The following is a 17,629-nucleotide window of genomic DNA, read 5'->3' on the forward strand; positions in this document are numbered from 1 at the left end:
ACCGCAACATGGCGCCGACCGCGCGCCCTCTGCCCGGCCGCGCCAAGAACGCCCCCGATTGCCTCCGTTGCGCCATGAGCACCCCTTCCGCCACAGACCCACGCCACCAGTGGGCCCGCCTGTTCGCGCTGCCCGAGCAGCCCGGCCTTCCCCTGAAGGACCGCCTGCGCCTGGCCCTGGTCCAGCCCATCCTCGAAGGCCGCCTGCCACCCGGCGCGGCCATGCCACCCTCGCGCGAGCTGTCGCGCCTGCTGGAGGTGTCGCGCAATACCGTGACAACGGTCTACGAGCAGCTCGTGGATGAAGGCTTTCTCGAGGCCCGCCCGCGCAGCGGCGTGTTCGTGGCCCGGGATTCGCGCCTGGCTGGTGTGGACGGCGCCGTGGCCCTGCCTGCGACAAGTCCCGGGGAGCCCGCACCGGACTGGTCTGCACGCGTGCTGCGCTCGCTGACGGACAGGCACACGCTGTCCAAGCCGCAGCAGTGGCGCGAGTACCCTTACCCCTTCGTATACGGCATGCACGATCCCGCGCTGTTTCCCACCGAAGGCTTCCGGGAATGCTGCACGCGCAGCCTGGCGCGCGCCCAGCTGCCGCACTGGACGCCGGACTTCGAGACCGACGACGTTCCCGACCTGATCGAGCAGATCCGCCTGCGCCTGCTGCCCCGGCGCGGCGTGTTCGCGCTCAAGGAAGAGATCCTGGTCACCGTGGGCGCGCAGCAGGCCTTCTACCTGCTGGCCGACGCGCTATTGGACCCCTCGCAGCGGCTGGGCTTCGAGGAGCCCGGCCACCCGCATGCGCGCAACACCTTTTCGCTGCGCCGCCCCCACTGGGTGCCCGTGGCCGTGGACGAGGAAGGCGTGGTGGTCGATGGCCTGCCGCCGCTGGACTATCTGTTCGTCACGCCCTCGCACCAGAGTCCCACCACCGTGACGCTGAGCCTGCAGCGGCGCGAGCAACTGCTGCGCCGCGCCGAGCAGGGCGATTTCGTGATCATCGAGGACGACTACGAGGCCGAGAACCTCTACCAGGGCACGCCCATGCCCGCGCTCAAGAGCCTGGACAAGGGCGGGCGTGTGATCTATGTGGGTTCGCTGTCCAAGAGCCTGTCGCCCGCGCTGCGGCTGGGCTACATCGTCGCGCCGCGCGCGCTGATCGACGAGTTGCGCGTGCTGCGCCATGCCATGGTGCGCCACCCCAGCGCTTTCCTGCAGCATGCCTATGCGCTGTTCCTGTCGCTGGGCCACCATGAGGCCCATGCGCGCCGCGTGAACCAGGCCATGCTGGAACGCGTGGCGCAGGTGGACCGCTCGCTGCGCGCGCACCTGCCGGATTTCATCTTCCGCCAGCCCCAGGGCGGCGCATCGCTGTGGGTGCAGGCGCCGGCGTGGCTGGATGCCGATGCGCTGGCCGCCGTGGCGCGCCGCCACGGCGTGCTGATCGAGGCAGGCAGCGCGTTCTTTGCGACGCCGCGCCAGCCCTGCCCCTTTTTCAGGCTGCGCCTGTCCTCCATTGCCATCGATCAGATCGATGCCGGCATCCAGGCGCTGGCGCGGGCGGTGATGGAGCTGGACTCAGCCCGCAATCACTGCTGCGCGTAGGATTCCAGCGGCTTGTCGTTGGGCTTTTGCAGCAGCTGCTTGAGCAGGTCGCTCATGGGCAGGTTCAGCGGGGCATTCTTGGGCGGAATGGGCTGCACGAACCACTTGTCGTAGATCTTCGCCACTTCGCCCGAGGCCATCATGCCCACCAGCACGTCGTCCACGGCCTTCTTGAAGGCGGGGTCATCGCGGCGGAACAGGATGGCGATGGGCTCGGAGCCCAGCACCTCGCCCACGATCTTGAAGCCTGCAGGGTTCTTGGAGTTGGCGATGACGCCGGCCAGCAGGTTGTCGTCCAGCACGAAGGCATCGGCACGGCCCGATTCGAGCATCAGAAAGCTCTCGAAATGGTCCTTGCCCAGCGAGGTGGGCAGGTTCACGCCATTGTCGCGCCCGTACTTGCGCAGCAGCTGCACGGCGGTCGTGCCGGCCGAGGCCGCCACGGGCTTGCCGTCGAGCTGCTTGAAGGAGGTGATGCCCGAGTCGGCGCGCACGGCCATGCGCACCTGGCTCACGTAGGTGGTCACGGCAAAGGCCACCTGCTTTTGGCGAGCGAGGTTGTTCGTGGTCGGGCCGCAGCCGATGTCCACGGTGCCGTTCTGCACCAGGGGCATGGTGTTCTGCGAGGTCAGGGCCATGTACTCGATCTTGGCCTTGGGCACGATCTGGGCCAGCACCTTCTCGCACAGCTCCACGTGGTAGCCCACGTACTTCTGCGTGGTCCCGAAGGCATAGGCCATGGGCGCCGAGCTTTCGCGCACGCCCATCACCACCTTGCCTGTGCTCTGGATCTTGTCCAGCGTGCCGGCCGCCTCCTGTGCATGGGCAGCGCCAGTTGCCGCCACCACACATGCCATCGCCACATGGGCCAGTACGAATCGCATCGAGGGTCTCCTTGGATAGTTGTTGCAGGTCCGAAGGCGCGCTGCGCCTCCACCCTGCCGTGCCGCCGTCACCGGCTGCCTCCAGGCAGGGCCGCCGTCAAGGCGATTGCATCAACTATCGAGCAATCAGGCGCCTGTGCATAACGATGAAATGGAAGAAGGTCATGCTCCACCCACATGACCCGGCACCCTGCTGGTGCGCCGCGTTGGCCACAGGCCCGCCGCGCCCGGTCAGCCGGCCGACCCTGCCGCAAGCCGGTGCATGAGGCCCTGCGTCGAGGCATCGACGCCCTGCCAGTCGCCGCTGTCCTGGCGCGCATGCAGCTGGCGCGCCAGGTGCTTGCCCAGCTCCACGCCCCATTGGTCGAAGCTGTTGATGCCCCAGACCGCACCTGCGGAAAAGACACGGTGCTCATACAGCGCGATCAGGGCGCCCAGCGATGCCGGGTCCAGCTGCTGCAGCAGCAGGAAGCTGCTGGGCCGGTTGCCCGCGCAATGGCGCTCTGCCCCTTCGCCGTGGCGCCCCTCCATCAGGGCCTGGGCCTGGGCAATGGCATTGACGACCAGGCTCTGGTGGTGTGCGCCCAGGTATTTGCCGCCGTCGCGCAGCGCGATGAACTCCACGGGAATCACGTCCTGGCCCTGGTGCAGCATCTGGAAGAAGGCATGCTGGCCATTGGTGCCGGGCTCGCCCCAGATCACGGGCGCCGTGCGCACGGGCAGGGTCTGCCCGCCGCGCGTCACGCCCTTGCCGTTGCTCTCCATCTCCAGCTGCTGCAGGTAGGCGGTCAGCCGCCGCAGGCCATGGCTGTAGGGGGCAATGCAGCGGCTGGAGAAGCCGCAGAAATCGCGGTACCAGACGTCCAGCAGGCCCAGGCGCAGCGGCAGGTTGCCGTCCACGCCCGAGGAAAAGAAATGCGCGTCCATGGCATGCGCGCCGTCCAGCAGCGCACGGAACTGCGCCGCGCCAATGGCAATGGCCACCGGCAGGCCGATGGCCGACCACAGCGAAAAACGGCCGCCCACCCAGTCCCAGAATCCCAGCGTGCGGCGGATGCCGAAGTCGGCTGCTGCCTGCACATTGGTGGTGAGCGCCACGAAGTGCCGGTCGATGGAGCACGCGGCCTGCGGGTCCTCGCTGCCGCCCTGCTCCAGGAACCACCGGCGCGCCGAGTGCGCGTTGAGCATGGTCTCGGCCGTGGTGAAGGATTTGGAGGCGATCAGGAACAGCGTGCTGTGCGGGCGCACGCGGCGCAGCACATGGCCGAGCTCATGGCCATCGACGTTGGAGACGAAATGGAAATTCTTGCCCGCATCGACCCAGTCCTCCAGCGCATTGACCACCACTTCGGGGCCCAGGTGCGAGCCGCCGATGCCGATGTTCACGATGTCGGTGATGCCCTCGTCACCACGCACCTGCTCGGCCAGGGCCAGCATGGCGTCCAGCGTCTCGTGCACCTGGCCCAGCGCCTCGTGCATGGCCGGCTGCCACTGCTGCACGGTGGCGCAGTGGCGCAGCTGGCCGCCGTCGCGCGGCATGCGCAGCAGCCAGTGCATGACGGCACGGCCTTCGGTGCAGTTGACGGGCTCGCCGGCCAGCATGGCGTCGCGCTGGGCCAGCACGCCGGCCTGCTGCGCCAGCTCGCGCAGCAGCTCTTCGGTGCGCTCGGTCCAGAGGTTCTTGGACAGGTCGGCAAAGACATGGGGCGCCTGCTGGCTCAGCGCGTCCAGCCGGCCCGCGTCCGCGGCAAAGGCCTGGCGCAGATCCAGGGTCTGGATGTCTTCGTGGAAATGGCTTTCAAGTGCCGGCCATGCCGGCAAGGTATTGCACAGAACGGGCAAGGTCTTCATCCAATCAGTCTGCGGCCTGCTGCATCAATGCTTCGAGCTTGCGCGTGTCGGCAGCAAAGGCGCGAATGCCTTCGGCCAGCTTTTCGGTGCCCATGGCGTCTTCGTTGAGGGCCAGGCGGAACCCGGCCTCGTCGTAGTGCACGGGATCGAGCTCCAGGGTCCGCGCCGCCTCGGGGTCCAGGGCGCGCGCCAGGGGCGCATCGCTGGCGCCCAGCTGGGCCAGCAGTTCGGGGGCGATGGTCAACAGGTCACAGCCGGCCAGTGCCACGATCTGGCCCGTGTTGCGAAAGCTCGCGCCCATGACCTCGGTGGCGATGCCGAAGTGCTTGTAGTGCTCGTAGATGGCACGCACGGAACGCACGCCGGGGTCGTTGGCGCCGGCCATGGCGGCCTCGTCCCACTGGGCGCCAGCCTGCTTCTTGTACCAGTCGTAGATGCGGCCCACGAAGGGCGAGATCAGCTGCACCTTGGCCTGTCCGCAGGCCACGGCCTGGCAGAACGAGAACAGCAGCGTGAGGTTGGTGTGGATGCCGCGCAGCTCCAGCTGACGCGCCGCCTCGATGCCTTCCCAGGTGGAGGCGATCTTGATGAGCACGCGGTCGATGTGCACGCCTTCGGCTTGGTACAGCTCGATCAGGCGCTCGGCACGTGCCACGGTGGCCGAGGTGTTGAACGACAGGCGCGCATCGACTTCAGTGGAGACACGGCCCGGAATGGTGTTCAGGATCTCGCAGCCAAAGCGCACCAGCATGCGGTCCATGACCTCGTCGAGGCTGCGGCCCTTGTACTGGGCCACGGTGGCACGCATCAGCGGTGCGTACTCGGGCTTTTGCACCGCCTTGAGGATGAGCGAGGGATTGGTGGTCGCATCCCGTGGCTGGAACTGGGCCAGTTGGTGGAAGTCGCCGGTATCGGCCACCACGGTCGTGTACTGTCGAAGCGCGTCAAGCTGGTTCATGGAACATCCTTTGGGCGGGAGCCTGGCGAGGGGCGGCATCGCACCAGGGCGGTGCGGTTGTACCGGCAAATCCTTCGAGTGTATGCGCCCGCATGGTTTGCATCGGCGTCAGGAAAGTAAGCGAAGGCTGCCGCTCATGCAAAATGCGCGCTGGATCTGCCTTGCGGCAACCGCTTCCCTTTACCCATAGAACAACGCCCACCGCCTAATGCTGGACCGCATCACCGCCTCGCTGCCCTCGCTTGCTCCCGCCGAACAACGCGTGGCCCGCCTGGTGCTGGCCGATCCTCGGGCCTTCGCACGGCAGCCGGTGCGCGAACTGGCCGAGCGCGCCCATGTCAGCAAGCCGACGGTGGTGCGCTTTTGCCGCAGCATGGGCTACGACGGCCTGGCCGACTTCAAGCTCAAGCTGGCCGGCAGCGTCAGCGAGGGTGTGCCCTTCATCCACCGCAGCGTGGACACCGACGACAAGACCAGCGACGTGATGGTCAAGGTGGTGGACAACGCCGTGGCCGCCTTCCTGCAATACCGCAATGCCGCCAGCACCACGGCCATAGAGCAGGCGGCGCAGGCCATCGCCTCGACCTGGCAGACGGGGCGGCGCATCGAGTTCTACGGCGCAGGCAATTCGGGCATTGTGGCCCAGGACGCGCAGCACAAGTTCTTTCGCCTGGGCGTGACCAGCCTGGCCACCAGCGACGGCCACATGCAGGTGATGAGCGCCACCCTGCTGGGGCCCGGCGACTGCGCGGTGATCATTTCCAACTCGGGCCGCACGCGCGACCTGATGGACGCCGCCGACATCGCGCGCAAGAACGGCGCCACCACGATTGCCATCACCGCCAGCGGCTCGCCCCTGGCCTCGGCCTGCCACATCCATCTGGCCGCCGACCATCCCGAGGGCTACGACCGCTACAGCCCCATGGTGTCGCGCCTGCTGCACCTGCTGGTCATCGACGTGCTGGCCACCTGCGTGGCGCTGCGCATCGGCCCGGCCCTGCAGCCTGCGCTGGAGCAGATGAAGAACAACCTGCGGGCCAAGCGCTACACGTAGCACCGGCCCCCAGGCCCACCCTCCTCGCTCAGCCCTGCCAGCGCCTGAGCACCAGCGAGGCGTTGACGCCACCAAAGCCGAAACCGTTGACCAGGGCATGCTCCATGGCCCAGGGTCTTGCCGCGCCGGCGATCAGGTCCAGCCCCTGGGCCAGGGGATCGGGCTCCACGAGATTGCGCGTGGCCGGCGCCATCTGGTCGCGCAGCGCCAGCACCGTGAAGATGGCCGCCACCGCGCCCGCCGCGCCCAGCAAATGGCCCGTGGCCGACTTGGTGGAGCTGATCGCCGCGCCGCTGCCCTCGCCAAACAGGGAGCGCATGGCCGCCAGCTCGCCCCGGTCGCCCACGGGCGTGGAGGTGGCGTGGGCATTGAGGTACTGCAGCTGATCCGGCGACAGCCCGGCCATGGCCAGCGCCTGCGCCATGCTGCGGCGCGCGCCGTCACCATCCTCCGGGCCCGAGGTGATGTGATAGGCATCGGCGCTGGTGCCGTAGCCCACCACTTCGGCCAGCGGCACGGCGCCGCGCGCCAGGGCGTGGTCCAGCCCCTCCAGCACCAGGGCGCCCGCGCCCTCGCCCATGACAAAGCCGTCGCGGCCTGTGTCGAAGGGGCGCGAGGCCTCCTCGGGCCGGTCGTTGTATCCCGTGGAAAGGGCCTTGGCCGCCGCGAATGCGCCCAGGCTCACGCGGTCGATGGCAGCCTCGGTGCCGCCGCACAGCGCCACATCGGCCTCGCCCGAACGGATCATGCGCAGGCCGTCGCCCACCGCCTGAACGCTGGCCGCGCAGGCAGTGACCGGCGCACCCAGCGGACCCTTGAGCCCATGGCGTATCGACACATGCCCGGCCGCGAGATTGACCAGGAAAGACGGCACGGTGAAGGGCGACAGGCGCGACACCCCCCGGCTGTCCGTGGTGCGCACGGCCTGGGCAATGGCGCCAAAGCCCCCGATGCCCGAGGCAATGATGCAGGCCGTGCGCGTGCGCTCCTGCTCGCTGGCAGGCTGCCAGCCGGCCTGGGCCAGGGCCTGGTCCGATGCGTCCAGCGCCAGCGGAATGAAGCGGTCCATCTTGCGCTGGTCCTTGGGCGAGACCACGGCATCGATGTCCCAGCCGCCTTCCGGGTCGCGGGCCAGGTCGGGCACCTGGCCTGCCACCTGGCCCGGCACATCGGGCGCCAGATCCTCGGGCAGCCGGCTCAGGCCCGATGCGCCGGACAGCAGCCGGCGCCAGGCCAATTCAGTGCCCCGCCCCAGCGGCGAGACCATGCCCATGCCCGTGATGACCACGCGGCGAGGCAGGTGGGCAGCCGTATGGGACGTCTGGGACGTATGCGCCGTATGGGCCGTATTCATGAGCCGCTCCTGGCACACCGTGCGGAGGTCGGAGCGGGCCCAGGCAGCAGGCTGCGCAGAAGTGAACAGGCATTCATCGGTTCTTCCCTGTAGAGTGCACAGCCCCTGCAGAACATGGCGCACAGGCCATGGCAGGGGCTGATTTATGATGATTGCCGTCATCATAAACGTGTTTTGATAACGACCACAATCATTGGACAGCGCACATGAAAGTCACGAAAGCCCAGGCCGCGCAGAACCGGCAGGACATCCTCGAAGCCGCCGCACGGCTGTACCGCGAGCACGGGCTGGACGGCGTCGGCGTGGCCGAGGTGACGCGCGGCGCGGGACTCACCCACGGCGGGCTCTATCGCCACTTCGAATCCAAGGACGCGCTGGTGCGCGAGGCCTGCGCACGCGCCTTCGACTGGTCCATCGCGCCGCTGGACGGCCTGCAGGGTGAACAGGCCGGCGGCCTTGCCGCGCGCGTGCAGTCCTATCTGTCGCCACAGCACCGCGACAGCCCCGGCGAGGGCTGCCCCGCCGCAGCGCTGGCCGTGGACGTGGCCCGGGCAGGCGGCGATCTTTCAGCGGTGTTCGCCGAAGGGGTGGAACGCAACATCGGCAGATTTGCGCGCGTGATCGGCACACTTGGCGACGATCAGGCACCCGATGCCACACAGCGCGCCCAGGCCATGGCCATGCTCAGCAGCATGGTGGGCGCCCTGGTCCTGGCGCGTGCCACGGTCGCGGCCAATCCAGCCTTGTCCGACGAGATTCTGAAAACGGTGCAGGCCCACCTTCTTGCGCCCGAGGGCCAGGCCCGTTGACCCGCTCCGCCTGCGCTATACGTCCTGCGAATGCAGCGGCATGGCCTGCTCGATCAGGCTGGCGTGCAGGGCAGCGCCCAGCGGCAACACTTCGTCGTTGAAGTCATACCGGCTGCTGTGCAGCGGCACCCCGGGCTGGGCGCCCGTGGATTGCCCCAGGCGCAGGTAGGCACCGGGCTTGTGCTGCAGCATGAACGAAAAGTCCTCGGCACCCATGCTGGGCTCCAGGTGCCGGTCCAGGTTCTCCACCCCCACCAGCGACTGGGCCACATCGGCAGCAAAGGCGGCCTCCGTGGGGGAGTTGATGGTGGCGGGATAGATGCGCTCGTAGTTGACCTTGGCCGTGGCACCGAGCCCCAGCGCCACCGCGCTGCACAACTCCTGCAGGCGCTGCTCGACACGGTCCTGCACGGCGGGGTCGAAGGTCCGCACGGTTCCCACCAGCGTTGCCGTGCCCGGCATCACGCTGAAGGCGCCCAGGTCCCCGGCCTGCACGGCGCACAGGCTGATGACGGCACTGTCGATGGCGCGCACATTGCGCGAGACGATGCTCTGCACCGCCGTGGTGATGTGCGCGGCCGCCAGCACCACGTCCACCGTCTGGTAGGGATGCGCACCATGGCCGCCGCGCCCCGTGATCTCGATGGTGATGCGGTCGGCAGCCGCCATCATCGCGCCCATGTTGATGCCCACCGTGCCCGCACGCATGGCAGGCCAGTTGTGCATGGCGTACACGGCCTGCATCGGAAAGCGGTCGAAAAGACCATCGGCAATCATGGCCCGCGCGCCGCCGCGCCCTTCCTCGGCGGGCTGAAAGACCAGCACGGCCGAGCCATCGAAGCGCCGCGTCGCGGCCAGGTAGCGGGCGGCGCCCACCAGCATGGTCGTATGGCCGTCATGCCCGCAGCCGTGCATCAGCCCCTGCTTGCCGGACTTCCAGGGAAATTCGTTGTGCTCGACCATGGGCAGTGCGTCCATGTCGGCACGCAGGCCCACCATGGCGCCCGAACTGTGGCCCTGCCCGCGGATCACGGCCACCAGGCCCGTGGTGCCCAGGCCTTCATGGATCTCGTCCACACCGCACTGGCGCAAGGCCTCCTTGACGCGCGCCGCCGTGAAGCGCTCCTCGAATCCAAGCTCCGGATGCGCATGCAGCTCGCGGCGCAGCGCCGTCAGCTCCGGGTGGTACTGGGCGATCTGGGCAAAGGCCCGACCGCCTGCCTTGTATCGAGTGGCTTCCATAGCCTTGGTTCTTTCGCTTCGTTGGCCTGCGCATTACCTTAACGCAGGAAATCGCGCCCGCCCACCGTCAGCCCATCGACAGGAAACAAAAAGGCCTCCCGAAGGAGGCCATTCGTTGCGCAGACGCCGCGTGCTCAGAAGCGATGGCGCAGGCCGACGGTGAAGCCCGTGCGCTTGGTGGCGCCATTGGCGTCCAGCATCACGCCCGAGCCACCGCTGGTCTTGGTGTGGTCCAGGGCCACATAAGCATCGGTACGCTTGGAGAAGGCGTAGTCGGCTACCGCCACCAGGAAGTCTGCCTTGCCATTGAAATTACCCGTGCCCGAGCCCGACTGCTTGGCATGGTAGTAATGCGCGCCCACATTGATCTGGGGCGTGATCTGGTAGCCGAAGCCCATCTTGTACATCTGGCGCTTGTTGGCGTCGCCGGCCACGAAGCCGCCGTTGGACGAGCCCGTCCAGAAGGAGTTGAGGATGGCCTGGTCGAATCCACCGCCTGCCGCTGCAGCTGGGAACGCATCCTTGCGCTTGTTCAGGCCGTAGCCCAGGTTGACGTACCAGGGGCCCACGCGGTAGGAGCCGCCCAGGGTATAGGCATCGACCTTGGTGCCGGCCGGCAGCGTGGTGCCCAGGTAGCCGGCGCCTGCGGAGATGCCGCTTTGCGAATAACGCAGATAGCCGCCAGCCGTCTTGATGGCGCCACCAGGGCTCACGCCGGTGCCCACCTTGTCGAAGGTGTTGTTCTCGTCGAACGAATACTGCAGGGCGCCGCGCACGGGGCCGAACTCGGCCAGGTACTTGACCATGTTGCTGGCGCGCGCGCCCATGGACATGCCGATTTCAGGCTTGTAGGCCTCCATGTACGGCGAATATGGGAAAGAGGCATAGGTGGAAGTCACCAGGTCGAACAGCAGGTTGTACTGGCGGCCCAGGGTAACCTGGCCAAAGCTCTTGCTGCGCAGGCCCACCCAGGATTGCTGAAAGTAGCTGGCCGCAGCCTGCTCGCCGGTGTCGGTGAGGAAACGGGCCTCCAGGTTGGCAATCGCTGCCAGACCGCCACCCAGGTCCTCGGTGATGTTGATGCCCCAGCGGCTCTGCGACATGCCGCCGCCGATCATCTGGGTCTTGCCGCTCTTGGTCGGGCCTTCATTGGTGGTGTGGCGCACAGCGGCATCGACGATGCCGTACAGCTGCACGCTGCTTTGCTGGGCGAATGCTGCCAAGGGTGCCGTTGCTGCCAACACCGCCAGTGCCACGCTCTTTTTCACGAATGAAGAATTCATTGTGTTGTCTCTCTCTTGTTAACGATTGGTTGGTGGAAATTTCATTCTAGAAACGCTTTTCCCGCCTCGTCACCGTTGGCACAAGCACAACACAGGTCTTTCCCTAGCACAAAACAAAAGAGCCAGTCCGAAGACTGGCTCTTTTTTGCTTCAAATGGCAACTGGCTTACGCCAGCCGTTCATTAGAAAGCGTGGCGAATGCCGACTTGCACGCCAGTCTGGCTTTCGCCAGCTTGCACGCCACCAGCGTACACGCCCTTGGCTTGCAGGCCCAGGGTCGAAGCATCCTTGTTCTTCAGGAATGCCAGGTTGCCGTACAGAGCGGTGCGCTTGGACAGGTTGTGGACGTAGCTCAGAGTGATCTGGTGAGCCTTGGAGTCGATGGCCTTTTGGTCGTACAGAGCGTATTGCAGCTTGACTTCGCCCACGCCGCCGACGGGAGCCGAAGCGCCCAGCATGTAGGAGTTGGTCTTGATGTCGCCGCCGATGTCACGCTTGAACTTGGTCTGTTGCAGCAGGCCGCTCAGCTTGGCAACGCCGAAGTTGTACGAAGCACCCAGGGTGATTTCGTCACGGTCGGTAGCCAGGCCGCCAACGGCAGTCTTTTGCTGGGCCAGGCCCAGGCTGGCGCTCAGGGGGCCGTTGTCGTATGCAACGTAACCACCGATGTAACGGCCGACGCTGTCAGCAGTACCGATGGTTTGCTTTTCGTCGAAAGCGTAGCCAAAGCCGGCGTTGAAACCGCCGAAGTTGGGGGTGTAGTACGAGATCAGGTTGTTAGCGCGGATGCCGTTGTCGTCGGCGCCTTGGCCAGCTGCCCAGTTACGGAAGCCCATGAATGGGCCGATACCGGTGGCGCTGAACAGGTCGTAGGAGGTCAGCTTTTGGGAGGTCGGGACTAGGTCACGGCCCAGGCGCACTTCACCGAAGTTGCCCGACAGGCTCACGGTGGAACGACGCTTGAAGTTGAAGCCGCTGGCGTTGCCATCGTCACCGAAGATTTCGCCTTCCAGCCAGAAGCCAGCCTTCAGACCACCACCCAGGTCTTCCGTGCCGCGCAGGCCCAGACGGCTCGTGGAAGCGCCGCTGGTGCCCAGGCCGTAACGGCTGTCGCCAGCTGCGTCCTTGTTCACGTAGGCAACGTTGGTGTCCACGATACCGAACAGGGTCACGGAGGATTGAGCCATTGCGGCGCCGGAAGCAGCCAGCACTGCCAGGGCAATCAGAGATTTTTTCATTACGAGTTACTCCAAGGTTTAGAAGGGCGCCGGTCGTGAGGAAGAGAGGCTTGGCCTGATGCTCCACCGGTTTCCCGCGCCAACCTCCTGGTGGGGAAGTTAGGGCCTATTGCACCAGACCACCGCTGCCCATGCAAAGAAATTCACCCACAAACGGGCATTACCCCCCGTTTTTCGTTGCACTGCCGCAACAAACCTGCAAGCCAACACAATCAGGCCCAACCCGAACATCGCGCCGGCCTTGTTGCGCTTGCACAAAGAGAGGGCATGGCGTCCTGGTGTACCGTTCAGACCCTGAATTTGCCAAGATTTTCCGCTCTAGGGACCGCCCATGGACAAGATACTGACTGCCGCCGATGCGGCGCTTCGCACCCTGTTTGCACAGCCTTCCGCCGCCGAACGCTCCCCGGCCGCCGGCATCGCGGAGGGAGAGCTGACCGAGGCACAGCGTCGGCTGTCGGGCGCCTTGATGCGCGTCAATCATGTCGGAGAGGTCTGCGCCCAGGCGCTGTACAACGCCCAGGCCATGGTGACGCGCGACATGGTGCTGCGCGAGCACCTGCTGGAGGCGGCGCGCGAGGAGACCGACCACCTGGCATGGACCCGCGACCGGCTCAACGCCCTGGGCGACCGGCCCAGCCTGCTGAACCCGCTGTGGTTTGCCGGCGCCTTCGCCATTGGCGTGGTGGCCGCCAAGATCAGCGACGCGGCCAGCCTGGGGTTTGTGGTGGAGACGGAGGAGCAGGTGTCCGCCCATCTGGAATCCCATCTGGACCTGTTGCCCGAGGAAGACCGCGCCTCGCTGGCCGTGGTGGCCCGCATGAAGGATGACGAGGAACGCCATGCCGCCGCTGCGCGTGAAGCCGGAGCCCTGGAATTGCCGCCCCCCGCCCGCGCCTTGATGCGCCTGGCAGCCAAGGTGATGACGACAACCGCCCACCGCATCTGAACCTTCAGAAACATCTGAAACAGCATTCCATCCAAAAAAAGCGGGCCTTGCCCGCTTTCTTCATTTCAGGAGGGCCGCGCCCAGGCGCAAGCCCAGCCATCGGCGGCATCAGGCCTCGACGATGTCGAATCCCGTGGTGATCTCGGCCGTCTTACCCAGCATGATGGTGGCCGAGCAGTATTTGTCATGGCTCATGGCGATGGCACGTTCCACCGCACCCGTGGGCAGACCCGTACCGCTGACGGTGAACTGCATGTGGATCTTGGTGAACACCTTGGGGTCCGCATCGGCGCGCTCCGAGGTGAGCTTGACGCTGCAGCCTTTGACGGCATGCCTGCCGCGCTTGAGGATCAGCACCACGTCATAGGCCGTGCAGCCACCGGCGCCGGCCAGCAGCATCTCCATGGGGCGGGGTGCCTGGTTCTGCCCCCCGTTGGCGGGGTTGGCCGCATCCGGCGCCCCATCCATATTGACCACATGGCCGCTGCCCGTTTCCGCCACGAAGCCCATGCCCGAGCGCATGCCGGTCGTGCCGCCTGTCCAACTCACTGTGCATTCCATTGTTGCGTCCTCAAAAAACTGTTGCTATTTTGCATCAACTACACAAAAACCCTGATTTTGTTGCAACGCAGCACCTGTCGTGCATACAATGCACCCAAGCGTTATCTGAAGGGTTAACCCGGACACCCCCCCAGATGGACTGCAGATTGTGAACCAACTTCGCTCTGCATCGCACCAGTTGTCTCCTCCACCTCCTCTATTGGTGGATTCAGCCCCCGGCTTTACAGCCTGGGGCTTTTTTTTGGTTTCGTCGCTCCCGGCCTGTGCAGGACGCTGCACTGCAGCATGATTCACAAGCGCCTATGATGGCCGCCTGACACCGACGGGCCGCCTCCCGGCCTGCTGCTCTCCAGCCTTTCGCCGACGATGAACCACCCCCTGACCCCTGCCGACTACCTGACCAAGATCCTTACCGCGCGCGTCTATGACGTGGCCGTGGAGTCGGACCTGGAGCCCGCCAAGGCGCTGAGCCGCCGCCTGCACAACAAGGTGCTGCTCAAGCGCGAGGACCAGCAGCCGGTGTTCAGCTTCAAACTGCGCGGCGCCTATAACAAGATGGCGCACCTGTCGGCCGAGCAGCTGGAAAAGGGTGTGATCTGCGCCTCGGCCGGCAACCATGCGCAAGGCGTGGCCCTGGGCGCACGCAAGCTCGGCTGCCGCGCCGTGATCGTGATGCCGACCACCACGCCCCAGGTCAAGATCGATGCGGTGCAGGCACTGGGCGGCGAGGTGGAACTGGCCGGCGAAAGCTATTCCGACGCCTACAAGCACGCCGTCAAGCTGCAAAAGGAAAAGGGCCTGACCTTTGTGCACCCCTTCGACGATCCCTACGTGATCGCCGGCCAGGGCACGATTGCCATGGAAATGCTGAGCCAGCTCCAAAAGCTGGGCAGCCCGCGCCTGGACGCGGTCTTTGTCGCCATCGGCGGCGGTGGCCTGATCTCGGGCGTAGCCAATTACATCAAGGCCGTGCGCCCCGACGTGAAGGTGATCGGCGTACACACCAAGGATTCGGACGCCATGCTGCAGTCCGTGCGTGCCGGCCACCGCGTGGAGCTGGCCGACGTGGGCCTGTTCGCCGACGGCACGGCCGTCAAGCTGGTGGGCGAGGAGACCTTCCGCATCGCCCAGGGCCTGGTGGACGACTACGTGGTGGTCGATACCGATGCCGTCTGCGCCGCGATCAAGGACATCTTCGTGGACACGCGCTCCATCGTCGAGCCGTCCGGCGCCTTGGCCGTAGCGGCCATCAAGCAGTACGTTGCCAAGCACAAGACCAAGGGCGAGACCTATGCCGCCATCCTGTGCGGCGCCAACATGAACTTCGACCGGCTGCGCTTCGTGGCCGAGCGGGCCGAGGTGGGCGAAGAGCGCGAGGCCCTGTTCGCCGTGACCATCCCCGAGGAGCGCGGCAGCTTCAAGCGCTTTTGCGAAGCGGTGGGCAAGCTGCCCGGCGGCCCGCGCAACGTGACCGAATTCAACTACCGCATCAGCCACGAGAACAAGGCCCATGTCTTCGTGGGCCTGACCACGGCGGCACGCGGCGAGTCCGAGAAGATTGCCAGGAACTTCGAGAAGCAGGGCTTCGAGGCGCTGGACCTGACCTTCGACGACATGGCCAAGGAGCATCTGCGCCACATGGTCGGCGGCCATTCGCCGCTGGCGCAGGAAGAGCGCCTGCTGCGCTTTGTCTTCCCCGAACGCCCCGGCGCACTGTTCAAGTTCCTCAGCCTGATGGCGCCGACCTGGAACATCTCGCTGTTCCACTACCGCAACCAGGGCGCCGACTACGGCCGCATCCTGGTCGGCATGCAGGTGCCCGCCAAGGATGGCAAGAAATTCGACGCCTTCCTGAGCAATCTTGGCTACCCCTGGGTCGAGGAAACCGCCAACCCGGCCTACCAGCTTTTCCTCAAGTGACGGACCTGGCGGGCCGGCACTGACACGCCCATGCAGCCGCTTCGCCACTTTGTCCTGGCCGTCCAGTTCTTCAGCCGCATCCCGGTCACGGGGCGGCTGGCCGCCTGGGCTGGCTGGAGCCCCCAGCTGCAGCATGCCAGCGTTGCCCATCTGCCGGGTGTCGGCTGGCTGGTGGGCGCATGGGGCGCAGCGTGCCTGATGGCAACGGGCTGGCTGCTGGCGCCCAGCCCCTGGATGCCGCTGGTTGCCGCCGTTCTTTCCACCGTGGCCACGCTGTGGCTGACCGGGGGACTGCACGAAGACGGATTGGCCGATGTGGCCGACGGCCTGGGCGGCTTTGTCCCGCCCGAGCGCGCGCTGGAAATCATGAAGGATTCGCGCCTGGGCGCCTACGGCGCCATGGCCCTGGTGATGGCGCTGCTGGCCAAGCTATCCCTGGTCGCGCTGCTGCTCGACATCAACATGCAATGGGCGGCCTTGCTGCTGTGCAGCATCCATGTGCTGTCGCGCATGGCGCCGCTGGCCCTCATGCAATGCCTTCCCTATGTGGGCCAGGCGGCCCACTCCAAGGCCGTGCATGCGGCTGGCAAGCCGCTGAGCGCCATAGGCGTGGTCACGGCAACCCTCTGGTGCCTGCCCGCCCTGGCGCTGACAGGCTGGCTGGGGGGCCTGCCGCTCGTCATCGGCCTGGTTCTGCCCGGCGCCCTGGCCACGGCCGCCATGGTGCGCTGGCTGCGCCGCCGGCTGGGCGGCATGACGGGGGATTGCCTGGGCGCTGCCCAGCAGGCTTGTGAACTGGCCATGCTGCTGGGAGCCGCCGCCGTACTGGTGCGCGTGCCATGAACTCCGTCTGCGCCAACCCGGCACCACGCCTTTGGCTGGTACGCCACGCTCGCCCCCTGGTGGCGCCCGGCATCTGCTATGGCCGACTCGACATGCAAGCCGACGCCCAGGCCACGGCCGATGCAGCCCAGGCCCTGCATATCGCGCTGCCTGCGGATTGCCGGATGCTGCATTCGCCGCTGCGCCGATGCAGCCAATTGGCCCGGGCTCTGCAGGCCCTGCGGCCCGGCCTGGCATCGCAGGCGGATGGCCGGCTGCTGGAGATGGATTTCGGCCACTGGGAAGGCCAGCCCTGGGATGCGCTGGACCGCAGCGCCATCGATGCCTGGGCGGCAGACCTTGCCGGGCACGCGCCGGGCCGGGGAGAGTCCCTGGCGACCATGCTGCGCAGGGTGGATGAGGCCTTGCAGCAGGCGAGCAGGGGTTCGGTGGGCGATGGCGCCGCACGCGACACCGTCTGGATCACCCATGCCGGTGTGGCGCGCTGCGCGCAATGGCTGATGCGCGAAGGCAGCGCCCTGCCCCAGGCGGCCCAATGGACGCTGCCCGCGCCTGACTTTGGCGGCTGGCTGGTGCTGGACCTGCCGTTGCCGCGCTGACCGGGATCAGCGCTTGTCGGGCAGGGGAATCTGCAGCGTGATGGAAGCCGGGCCATCGACCCTGGGTCCCAGGCGCGCCTCGCGGCCCGACACCGACTGCAGCACCACGCCGTCTTCCACGGCGCGCCCCACGCGGAAGGGCTTGGCCGGCTGGTTGCCCACGGCGATGACCGCCGCGCCGCCGCCGCTGTCGCGCCCGGCCAGCACACCGACCAGCGCATAGCGCGAGACCACAGGCGCTGCAGCGGGGGCGACGGCGCCCTGCGCGGCTGCCACGCCTCCCAGCGCCTGCGCCAGCGCGGGCGCATCGACCTGCAAGGGCTCGGCGGGCGCGGGTGGCACGGGCGCTCCCGCGCCGCCGTTGCCCAGGCGCATGGCCCAGAAAGCCACGACGCCGGCAGCCAGCAGCCAGAGCACGAATGTGGCCGCCTTGACATGCCAGGTCCGGGCCTGGCCGCGGTTCAATGAAAGTGTCACCATCGC

General features: G+C 66.8%; 16 protein-coding genes. 7 read left to right on the forward strand and 9 right to left on the reverse strand.

Features of this window, described 5'->3' with window-relative positions; all coding sequences use genetic code 11:
* Positions 1-74: 74 nt before the first annotated feature.
* Positions 75-1,601 carry a MocR-like pyridoxine biosynthesis transcription factor PdxR gene (gene pdxR, locus DA1_RS09960; protein ID WP_034397076.1) on the forward strand — a complete coding sequence of 509 codons (1,527 nt, stop codon included), beginning with the start codon at positions 75-77 and terminating at the stop codon, positions 1,599-1,601.
* On the opposite strand, the gene DA1_RS09965 is transcribed toward pdxR, so the two are convergent.
* The 3 genes from DA1_RS09965 to tal all read right to left on the reverse strand — a co-directional run bounded on the left by DA1_RS09965 (position 1,586) and on the right by tal (position 5,294).
* Positions 1,586-2,485 carry a transporter substrate-binding domain-containing protein gene (locus DA1_RS09965; RefSeq protein WP_012207470.1) on the reverse strand — a complete coding sequence of 300 codons (900 nt, stop codon included), beginning with the start codon at positions 2,483-2,485 and terminating at the stop codon, positions 1,586-1,588. The genes pdxR and DA1_RS09965 overlap by 16 nt on opposite strands.
* A gap of 231 nt (positions 2,486-2,716) precedes the next feature.
* Positions 2,717-4,336 (reverse strand): glucose-6-phosphate isomerase, encoded by a 1,620-nt coding sequence (gene pgi / locus DA1_RS09970; RefSeq protein ID WP_034397077.1) that lies wholly within the window; start codon positions 4,334-4,336, stop codon positions 2,717-2,719.
* A 4-nt stretch (positions 4,337-4,340) separates the two neighbouring features.
* Positions 4,341-5,294 carry a transaldolase gene (tal, locus tag DA1_RS09975; protein WP_034397078.1) on the reverse strand — a complete coding sequence of 318 codons (954 nt, stop codon included), beginning with the start codon at positions 5,292-5,294 and terminating at the stop codon, positions 4,341-4,343.
* Positions 5,295-5,502: 208 nt separating this feature from the next.
* On the opposite strand from tal, the gene DA1_RS09980 reads away from it, so the two are divergent.
* Positions 5,503-6,348, forward strand: a complete 846-nt coding sequence (locus tag DA1_RS09980) for a MurR/RpiR family transcriptional regulator (protein ID WP_016448717.1) — start codon at positions 5,503-5,505, stop codon at positions 6,346-6,348.
* 28 nt (positions 6,349-6,376) lie between these two features.
* On the opposite strand, the gene fabF is transcribed toward DA1_RS09980, so the two are convergent.
* Positions 6,377-7,702, reverse strand: a complete 1,326-nt coding sequence (gene fabF, locus DA1_RS09985) for a beta-ketoacyl-ACP synthase II (RefSeq protein WP_051940997.1) — start codon at positions 7,700-7,702, stop codon at positions 6,377-6,379.
* 206 nt (positions 7,703-7,908) lie between these two features.
* On the opposite strand from fabF, the gene DA1_RS09990 reads away from it, so the two are divergent.
* Positions 7,909-8,511, forward strand: coding sequence for a TetR/AcrR family transcriptional regulator (locus DA1_RS09990; protein ID WP_034397079.1), 603 nt, complete (start codon positions 7,909-7,911; stop codon positions 8,509-8,511).
* Positions 8,512-8,526: 15 nt separating this feature from the next.
* Here the strand turns inward: DA1_RS09990 and DA1_RS09995 are convergent, their stop codons facing one another.
* From DA1_RS09995 to DA1_RS10005, 3 genes are all read right to left on the reverse strand, one after another.
* Positions 8,527-9,753 (reverse strand): M20 aminoacylase family protein, encoded by a 1,227-nt coding sequence (locus DA1_RS09995; RefSeq protein ID WP_034397080.1) that lies wholly within the window; start codon positions 9,751-9,753, stop codon positions 8,527-8,529.
* A gap of 134 nt (positions 9,754-9,887) precedes the next feature.
* Positions 9,888-11,036 carry a porin gene (locus DA1_RS10000; protein WP_034397081.1) on the reverse strand — a complete coding sequence of 383 codons (1,149 nt, stop codon included), beginning with the start codon at positions 11,034-11,036 and terminating at the stop codon, positions 9,888-9,890.
* Positions 11,037-11,218: 182 nt separating this feature from the next.
* Positions 11,219-12,274: a porin gene (locus DA1_RS10005; RefSeq protein ID WP_062794116.1), complete on the reverse strand. Its 1,056-nt coding sequence runs from the start codon at positions 12,272-12,274 to the stop codon at positions 11,219-11,221.
* Positions 12,275-12,605: 331 nt separating this feature from the next.
* On the opposite strand from DA1_RS10005, the gene coq7 reads away from it, so the two are divergent.
* Positions 12,606-13,223: a 2-polyprenyl-3-methyl-6-methoxy-1,4-benzoquinone monooxygenase gene (coq7, locus tag DA1_RS10010; RefSeq protein WP_034397083.1), complete on the forward strand. Its 618-nt coding sequence runs from the start codon at positions 12,606-12,608 to the stop codon at positions 13,221-13,223.
* A gap of 108 nt (positions 13,224-13,331) precedes the next feature.
* On the opposite strand, the gene DA1_RS10015 is transcribed toward coq7, so the two are convergent.
* Positions 13,332-13,784, reverse strand: coding sequence for an OsmC family protein (locus tag DA1_RS10015; protein WP_012207481.1), 453 nt, complete (start codon positions 13,782-13,784; stop codon positions 13,332-13,334).
* A gap of 366 nt (positions 13,785-14,150) precedes the next feature.
* Here DA1_RS10015 and ilvA point away from each other — a divergent pair, with 366 nt between their 5' ends.
* From ilvA to DA1_RS10030, 3 genes are read left to right on the forward strand one after another with little or no spacing between them, the layout of a single operon-like run.
* Positions 14,151-15,704 (forward strand): threonine ammonia-lyase, biosynthetic, encoded by a 1,554-nt coding sequence (gene ilvA, locus DA1_RS10020; RefSeq protein WP_013800662.1) that lies wholly within the window; start codon positions 14,151-14,153, stop codon positions 15,702-15,704.
* 30 nt (positions 15,705-15,734) lie between these two features.
* Positions 15,735-16,547, forward strand: coding sequence for an adenosylcobinamide-GDP ribazoletransferase (locus DA1_RS10025; RefSeq protein WP_034397084.1), 813 nt, complete (start codon positions 15,735-15,737; stop codon positions 16,545-16,547).
* Positions 16,544-17,146, forward strand: coding sequence for a histidine phosphatase family protein (locus DA1_RS10030; protein WP_034397085.1), 603 nt, complete (start codon positions 16,544-16,546; stop codon positions 17,144-17,146). Before DA1_RS10025 ends, DA1_RS10030 begins: the two co-directional genes overlap by 4 nt.
* Positions 17,147-17,152: 6 nt before the next feature.
* Here DA1_RS10030 and DA1_RS10035 read toward each other — a convergent pair whose 3' ends face one another.
* A complete protein-coding gene (locus DA1_RS10035; protein ID WP_034397087.1) occupies positions 17,153-17,626 on the reverse strand; it encodes a type II secretion system protein N in 474 nt (157 codons plus the stop codon).
* Positions 17,627-17,629: the final 3 nt, after the last annotated feature.

Origin of the sequence: Delftia acidovorans NBRC 14950 (assembly GCF_001598795.1) — a bacterium.
GTDB classification, from domain to species: domain Bacteria; phylum Pseudomonadota; class Gammaproteobacteria; order Burkholderiales; family Burkholderiaceae_C; genus Comamonas; species Comamonas acidovorans.